The sequence below is a fragment of the Leptolyngbya cf. ectocarpi LEGE 11479 genome, assembly GCF_015207065.1.
GTDB lineage: Bacteria > Cyanobacteriota > Cyanobacteriia > Phormidesmidales > Phormidesmidaceae > Leptothoe > Leptothoe ectocarpi.
In genome coordinates, this window is record NZ_JADEXP010000306.1 from 1 (window position 1) to 7826 (window position 7826).

Consider the following 7826-nt stretch of genomic DNA (forward strand, 5'->3'; position numbering starts at 1 on the left):
TTTTTGGTCTGCCCCAGGGCACATACGCCGTGATTCTATGAAATATTCATTTATCAGCCAGCCCAGAGAAGAAGATTGCGGAATTACCTGTATTGCTATGGTTGCCCAGCACTATGGGCAAAAAATCACCCTGTCCCACATACGTGAAAATGTAGGGATGGGACAGTTAGGCGCATCATTATTAGGTCTGCAGCAAGGGGCTGAAGCTTTAGGTTTTCAAGCACGCTCGGGTCAAGCAACCGACGATATTTTTAATCGTATACACCGTTTACCTTTGCCGGCTATTCTCCACTGGGGAAATGATCGTTGGGTTGTCTTCTACGGCAAACAACGGGATAAGTATGTGATTGCTGATCCAGGCACTGGCATTCGCTACCTGAGTGCAGACGAAGTGAAGCACAGTTGGGGTGACGGTGCCATGCTGTTGCTGGTGCCAGATGAAGCGTTTTATCGCTTGTCACTAAATAAACCCAGCAAGGCTGCGGCCATTCTGAAACAGGCCTGGCCCTATCGTCTTTCACTACTCCAGGTTTTACTATATGGCCTATTTATTGGATTGTTATCCCTGACAATTCCACTATTGGTTCAGTTTATTGCCGATGACATTTTGATTGGGGGAGCGACCCATCTTCTACCTCGAGTGACCTTGGCAGCTCTAGGCTTCTTTATCATTAAGAGTCTATTGAATCTAGTGCAAGTTACCCTGATCGCCAGTATTTTTCAGCGACTGGAGCTGGGGCTGACGCTGGAATTTGGCCGCAAGCTACTCAGGCTACCCTTAAATTATTATGAGACCGGGCACAGTGGAGAATTTGCTAGCCGACTCAAAGATATTTCTCGCATTAATGAACTGATCGTTGATGGAGCTGTCCATTTACCTGGACTGTTTTTTACAGCCATGGTCTCGCTGGGCTGTATGCTGCTTTTCTACAGCTATCGCCTGACATTATTTTCATTGTTAATAGCAGGAATCATGCTATTAGCAGCTTTTACATTGCTACCTATTTTTCAGCTCCGCATTCGTCGTTTATTATCACTAAATGCTAAAAATCAGTCTCTGCTGGTGGAGATTTTCCGAGGAGCGATGGCGTTTAAGACAACAACAGCTCAACCCCAGCTTTGGCAGGAGATGCAGAGACGATTTGGAAAAACAGCTAGCAAGAAAGCTGATGCTGTACAGCTAACGTTTGTGACCAACCAGTTAGCAACCTTGATGTCAGGTGTCGGCAGCATCGGTATCTTTTGGCTAGGTAGTAACCTGGTTATTAACCAACAGCTGACCCTTGGCCAGCTGTTGGCCTTTAGCATCATGAGTTATAGCTTTCTGGAGTTTATTAACTTCTTGGTCAAATTTTCAGATAGATTTATGGAAATCAAGACATCAGTACAGCAGTTTGATGATGTTATTGATGTTGCTGACGAAAGCCCAGACGATTGGCTGAAGCCCCTGGCCGAAATTCCTTCGGATGGAGACATCGTATTCAATCAAGTCAACTTTCGCTATCCGGGTCGGTTTAATGTGCTAAAAACGTTTTCACTGACGATTCCCGGTGGAAAATGCTCGGCATTAGTGGGAGCTTCTGGCTCTGGAAAAAGTACAATCGCGAAGATTTTGGCAGGGTTGCATCCCTATCAAGCAGGGGATGTACTCGTTGGCCCCCACAATCTACGCGATCTCTCCACTGAATGCGTACGTCAGCAAATTGTCTTAGTGCCTCAAACAACCCACTTCTGGAGCCGATCAATCTTAGAGAATTTTCAGCTTGGTGCCCCCAAGGCTACCTACAATGAAATTGTAGCCGCCTGTCAAATTACAGGAGCGGATACGTTTATTGATCGCTTGCCGGAGAGCTATCTAACAGTTTTGGGAGAGCTGGGGGCCAATCTCTCAGGAGGTCAGCTACAGCGGCTAGCCATTGCGCGAGCTTTAGTGCTCAAGCCAGCTATTTTAATTTTAGATGAATCCACATCGGCCCTAGATCCTGTTAGTGAGTCAAAGCTGCTTCAAAAGCTCCTCGCTCATCGCACAGGCCATACTACAGTTTTAATTAGTCATCGCTCGAGTGTAAACAGTGTTGTTGATTGGGTAGCCGTTATTAATGATGGAGAGGCTCATATGGCCGGTTCTCCTGCAGATCTACTGGCCCAAGAGGGCAGGCATTTACAATTTCTACAAGGTCTACCCAATCTTTCCGAGGAGCCCAAGCGTTTGGTAGCTAGCAAAATAGCGGCTGATGCTTCCTCTCTACCAGGGCCTTCAGAAGACTAACCCATGGAGACTAACCCGTGAAGACTAACCAATCTGTCAAAAAGAACTATGTATAGTGAGTTGTCAATGTGAGTGTGAGCCATGAAACCTGATGACATGTCTTCCAAGTCTATATTTGGCTTACCTAGCCAGACAGCGAAAGCAGCTGCGACTGAGCCAGTTACCGTTACTGATATCACTGTGGCTAGTTCAGAGACCCAGATAGTATCCCTAGCAGCCACTCAGGATTTGCAATCTAGACAGACATCCCGTGAGGATTCTGACTTGCTGCTATCCCCTGCAGTAGAGAATTGTTTACCCTCTCCGAACCATCTGCTCACGTTCACTAGCTTAGCTTTGGTTGGCGTCTTGGGGGTGGGAGCTGTGGCCTCAACTATCCTAACCCATGACACTGTAGTACAGTCTCAAGCGGTCATGGTTCCAGTGGATGAAGGACAGCTCATACAGTCTGCTACGGGGGGTATTGTTGAAACGATCGCTGTCCAAGAGTATGACTCGTTAGACGCAGGACAAATCATTGCCGCTATCGAGAATCCGGCTATAGGTTTAAACGTTGCTCAAATCAAATTACAGACTGTCGAGACTGAGGAGCGCATCGCCCAGATCGATGATCAAATCAGAGCCTTGGAACAGCGACATTTGGCAGAAACGAACTTGGCAAAGCAGTTAACTGCGAAGGGCTTACAATCCAGTATTTCTCAGTTTAAAGCTTCAAAGGAGATTCTCCTAAACCAGCGGCTTAGTCTGAATGCTCAACTGAGTCAAGAGCGCCAACAACTGGAAAAAGCGCAGCAGCAGGTTGATAGTCTAACGGTCCGTTCACCAGTAGACGGTACCGTCTATGAATTAGAGCTAGATAGGCTAGGACAAAATGTTGGAGCCAATCAAACAATTGCCAAAGTTATTCCAGCTGGAGCAGCCCTGGCGGTCAAAGCATTAGTTCCTGATACCTATCTTGAAGGTATTGAAGAGGGCCATACTGCTCGGATGGCCCTATCCGACTGTGCGCCCCTGAGCTTTGGTCATCTAGAAGGACAAGTGCGTTCAATTGAACCGGCAGTTTTGCTGACACAAGAGGGGCTACCAGAGAAAAATATTCACATGGTAATGGTAGAAACTGAGGCACAAGCCTTGCAGTCCGCGCTGCGCACATGTGAGCTGTTGCCAGGCATGCAAGGAGAGCTAACAATTATCACTAAACAAGAAAAACTCCTAAATTTCTTTTTGAGAAAGCTTCGCCTTAGAATACAGCAAGTAGCTTGAAGCAACTATCAGGTCGCACTGGCTGTATCGCTCAATGTTTTCAGGAATATCATTTTCCTGGTCAACGTGATGGCACTACAATTATTTAGAGCATATTGGAGTCACTGTGGGGCAACTTAACGACCATCAGAATCGGGTGCCAGGGAGTAAGCCAACTCTCAGAGATGTATTCCTAGTTGCCGATGAATTGGTTCTGAAGGGTGAAGCGTCGCTTCCTCAGCCCCAGGCAGAGTCTAAGCCAGGTTCTTACACAGTGAAGATTTTCTGTGACGAGACCCTGATCACAGCAACTGAGTTACTGTACGGTAAGACGTCCTATCTTTTGACAGAGATCGACTCATTACAAATTCTCAAACTGCATCGAAAACGCTCGGTGATTCAAAAAAAACTTACCAACTTTATCGCTGGGGTAATCATAGCGGCTGGATTTGTATTGCTCCTAAGCCCTGTAACGTGGCCAGTGCGTTTGTTAGATGTGTGTTTGATCGCGGCTAGTACCGTCTATGTGATTTATTTTAACTGGTGGGTTGAACAGCGTAGGCGAGGTGAATTTGGTCTCATCATGACCATGAGAGCAGGTGCCAAAGTCGCCATTACAAGCCATAGCTTAAAGGCAATTCAAGCGCTTTACCAAGTTATGTTTAGCCGTTTAGATGGTGGCAACTTTAGTGGCGAATCCTTGGTGGTTAATATGTATACAGGTGCCACCGTAAGTCGCCATGAACCCTAGGCGTAGTTTGGTATCTGGCTTAGATCTTTCTTGGCTCTTCTAAAGTAAAGTGTCGGCTCTACTGTAATGATGCTGGTAGCTCGAATAGGCCTGCCGCATCATACGGGTTTTCATAGACCTGTTTTACCGCTGTCCACGGTACTCGCCCGTAAATATGGGGATATAGCTCTTTCTATGATGGCTCTAGGCACAAAACCTATTGGTCAGCTCTACTTAGCTCCCGGCAGTGTTGTCATTCTTAACCCAGTGTTCCTATCTCCTTATGTGTGGCCGCTATACCCAAACCCAGTCTGGCGCAGACTTAGCTGCAGTCTTTCAGCTCACTACGGAGCCAGAACCACCACCGCGCTACAACATTGCACCGTCTCAGCCGGTTTCTGCTATTGTGACTGGTCGTGAGTACCGCATTTTTCAATGGGGTCTAGTCCCTTCCTGGGCTAAGGATTACAAAATTGGCTATCGGCTCATCAACGCCCGCTCCGAAACGGCGGCGGAGAAACCCTCTTTTAGGGCGGCCTTTAAACGTCGGCGCTGTTTGATTCCTGCTGATGGTTTTTATGAATGGCTGCGTGCTAGTAATAAAAAGAAGCAGCCCTTTTACATTCACCTTAGAGACAGAGCTTTATTTGCCTTTGGCGGACTGTGGGAGCAGTGGGAGGGAGGCGACGGCAGCTATTTAGAGACCTGCACCATCCTGACGACAGAGCCCAATGAGCTTATGGAGCCGATCCATAATCGGATGCCGGTGATTATTTCCGAGGCTGACTACGACCGCTGGTTAACGGCTTCGCCTTTTCAGGTGAAGGCTCTAATGAAACCCTATAGTGCTGATGAAATGGAGGCTTACCCCGTCAGTACGCTGGTCAATAGTCCCCGTAACGATGGGCCAGACTGCATTCTACCCCTGGAGGCTTGAGCTGTTTCTATCCGTATAGATGAATTTCGTTTTTGAAATTGCAAAGTCGGACTATCATGTCCTTCGTGTGTTCTGACGGTAATAGCGAGGCTTAGTCTATTACCAGCGACAGACAGACACTTCTCGAGCGCGTTCCTGAAAAACGAATGACGGTAAAACAAACACGGCGGTTTTTATCTCTCTTTGCCAGCGTAGTCATTTGCGTATTGTCTTTGGTGCCGGTGGCGCTGGGTCAGGCTAATAATGATACGCCGTTAGAGCAGCTACAACAGCAAAAGAAAAATATAGAGCAGCAGCAGCAAGACTTGGAAGCAGAGCAAAACCGTCTGCAAAACCTGGAGAGGGACGCTGCTCAGCAGCTAGATGGCTTGCAGGACAGCATTACGATTACCAACCTCAAAATTGAGGATACGGAATTTCAGATCAACCAGGCTCAGGAGCGGCTCAAACGGCTAGAAAATGAGCTAACCCTAGCCCAGGAGAACTATGAGACGGTGCGGATAGCAGCGGTGCGCCGACTGCAGTTTATGCAGCGACAAAAGGATGCGGAAGGCTGGGCCGTGCTGCTCAAAAGCGAGAACCTGAATGAGTTTTTGGAACGGCGCTATTTGCTGCGCAAGGTTTATCAGGCCGATAGTAATGTAATGGCAGATGTGCAGGCCCAGGCGGATTTGATTGTAAAACAGCAGCAGGGGGTGGAAGCTCAGAAAAATTCTATTGCTCTGCTACGTCAGCAGCTGCTGGCACGACGGGATCAGTTTGAGGCCCAGGCCGACCAGCAAAATCAACTGATTGGTCGGCTAAAGGATAACCGGGGCGCGCTGGAGGCAGCCCAGGCCCAGCTGGTGCGTGATTCTGAAAGTTTGGGAAATTTGATTCGGCAGCGGATAGCGGCTGCCAGTGGCATTGTGCTGGGAACAGGTCAAATGAGCGTACCGACGGCAGGAAGCGTTACCAGTCGTTTTGGCTCCCGATTGCATCCTGTATTAGGCTACCGTCGGTTTCATGCTGGAATAGATTTTGGGGCTTCCTATGGTACTGGGATCGTGGCGGCTGATTCAGGCAAAGTGATTTTTTCGGGTTGGTATGGGGGCTATGGTAATTCGGTGATTATTGACCATGGGGGTGGGCTGACGACACTTTATGCCCATGCTAGTCGTCTTAATGTGCGTGAGGGCCAAGCGGTGTCAAAAGGGCAGTCTATAGCTGCAGTGGGGTCAACGGGGTTATCGACCGGGCCGCATCTACACTTTGAAGTGCGCCGCAACGGTAATCCGGTGGATCCCATGGGATTTTTGTAGGACGAGTACTTCCCGAAACTTTAACGTTGGGAGGGTACAGCTAATAAGCATGACTTTTAGGCATTACCTCTAAAAAATTATGGCAAGGCAAGCACTGATAATGATGGGCTGGATAAACCATGGCTGATGGCTATAGCAGGATCAGCCGACTACTAATCTCTCTGGTCGTTATTGGATGCTTTGTGCCCATGGGCACGGCTCTGGCGGACTATGAACAACTAGACACCGAATGGGAGCTAGCACCGGGCACGGTGGATAGCAGCCCGGTATTGCAGGAATGGCTGCAGTCAACGCCTGATGTCCTCGATACGATCCGCAACGATCCTAGTTTTCCATCCAGGGTTCAGCTGAGCTATGCCTTGTTTCCATCTAGCCGTGACGAGCGTGGCTTAGCCATTGGCGTCGAAGATATATTTGTTGGCAACCTGCCTCTGACGGTGAATGCGGACTATGTCGCTAATTTTGACGGCAGCGATAGCGACAGAGAAACCTACGGTGCCCATTTGCGTTACTACGTGCTGCCGTTGGGGGGCTATGTAAATGTGGCTCCGCTGGTGGGCTATCGCCATGTGGAGGCGGTGGACTATCGTGAGAGCGGGGTGCAGGTTGGGTTTCAGGTGAAGGTGATTCCGTCGCGGGGTGGGGGGGCGGATTTTGCCTATACCCAGAGCTGGGTGAGTCCAACGGAAGATGATGGGGTGATGATTACGCAGCTGGAGTTTGGCTATGGGCTGACGGAGCGGCTGCGGCTGGCGACGGATGTGGAGTGGCAGTTTGCGCCGGGGGCGACGGATAGTCGGTTGGGGATTGGGGTGGAGTGGATGTTGTAGGCCGGAGAGACGTGCCATGGAACGTCTGTACGCCACCATGGAACGCCCTACCCCAATTGCGCGGAGAGTTTGGCGGCGAGGAGGGCGGCCTGGGTGCGATCGCGAATGCCCAACCGTCCCAAAAGCCTAGTCACATGGTTCTTTACCGTCCCTTCAGACAAAAATAACGCCTCGGCTATTTCTCGATTATTGGCTCCGGTACCAATCAGACGCAGCACGTCTTTTTCCCGTGGGGTGAGCTGATCAAACCCCTCTGGCACCTCCACCGCAGACTGCTGGCCGGCTAGCATTTTTTCTAGAATGCCGGGGCCAAACTGGCTGTAGCCCTTGGCTACGGAGCGAATGGCCTGGGCCAACTCCTCAGAGGGGGTGTCCTTGAGCAGGTAGCCTTTGGCACCGACGGCCATGGCCTGGGCGATCAGGTCGTCGTCGTCGAAGGTGGTGAGGACTAGGACCTGGATGGTGGGGTAGCGGGTTGCGATCGCTCCCGTTGCCGCCACCCCATCCATCACCGGCA

Annotated in this window: 7 protein-coding genes; 6 read left to right on the forward strand and 1 reads right to left on the reverse strand. The window is 49.7% G+C overall.

The window, feature by feature from the left end; genetic code table 11:
* The 6 genes from IQ260_RS23715 to IQ260_RS23740 all read left to right on the forward strand — a co-directional run.
* On the forward strand, positions 1–2269 hold a 2269-nt coding region (locus IQ260_RS23715), incomplete at its 5' end, for a peptidase domain-containing ABC transporter (protein ID WP_228016386.1).
* 96 nt (positions 2270–2365) lie between these two features.
* On the forward strand, positions 2366–3532 hold the full coding sequence (locus IQ260_RS23720; protein ID WP_193995556.1) for an HlyD family secretion protein: 1167 nt from the start codon (positions 2366–2368) through the stop codon (positions 3530–3532).
* A 106-nt stretch (positions 3533–3638) separates the two neighbouring features.
* Entirely contained in the window at positions 3639–4262 is a 624-nt protein-coding gene (locus tag IQ260_RS23725) for a hypothetical protein (protein WP_193995557.1), read from the forward strand.
* A 226-nt stretch (positions 4263–4488) separates the two neighbouring features.
* Entirely contained in the window at positions 4489–5178 is a 690-nt protein-coding gene (locus tag IQ260_RS23730) for an SOS response-associated peptidase (protein ID WP_322745034.1), read from the forward strand.
* Positions 5179–5324: 146 nt separating this feature from the next.
* Complete coding sequence (locus tag IQ260_RS23735) at positions 5325–6479, forward strand: murein hydrolase activator EnvC family protein (RefSeq protein ID WP_193995559.1); 1155 nt, start codon at positions 5325–5327, stop codon at positions 6477–6479.
* Between the two features lie 188 nt (positions 6480–6667).
* Entirely contained in the window at positions 6668–7309 is a 642-nt protein-coding gene (locus IQ260_RS23740) for a hypothetical protein (RefSeq protein ID WP_228016387.1), read from the forward strand.
* Positions 7310–7356: 47 nt separating this feature from the next.
* On the opposite strand, the gene IQ260_RS23745 is transcribed toward IQ260_RS23740, so the two are convergent.
* A partial coding sequence (locus IQ260_RS23745; RefSeq protein ID WP_193995561.1) for a LuxR C-terminal-related transcriptional regulator occupies positions 7357–7826 on the reverse strand: 470 nt, incomplete at its 5' end.

Bases quoted from the DNA above. Each gene is read 5' to 3' on its own strand.
- IQ260_RS23735 (WP_193995559.1), top strand. From the start codon at position 5,325: ATGACGGTAAAACAAACACGGCGGTTTTTATCTCTCTTTGCCAGCGTA.
- IQ260_RS23740 (WP_228016387.1), top strand. From the start codon at position 6,668: ATGGGCACGGCTCTGGCGGACTATGAACAACTAGACACCGAATGGGAG.
- IQ260_RS23720 (WP_193995556.1), top strand. From the start codon at position 2,366: ATGTCTTCCAAGTCTATATTTGGCTTACCTAGCCAGACAGCGAAAGCA.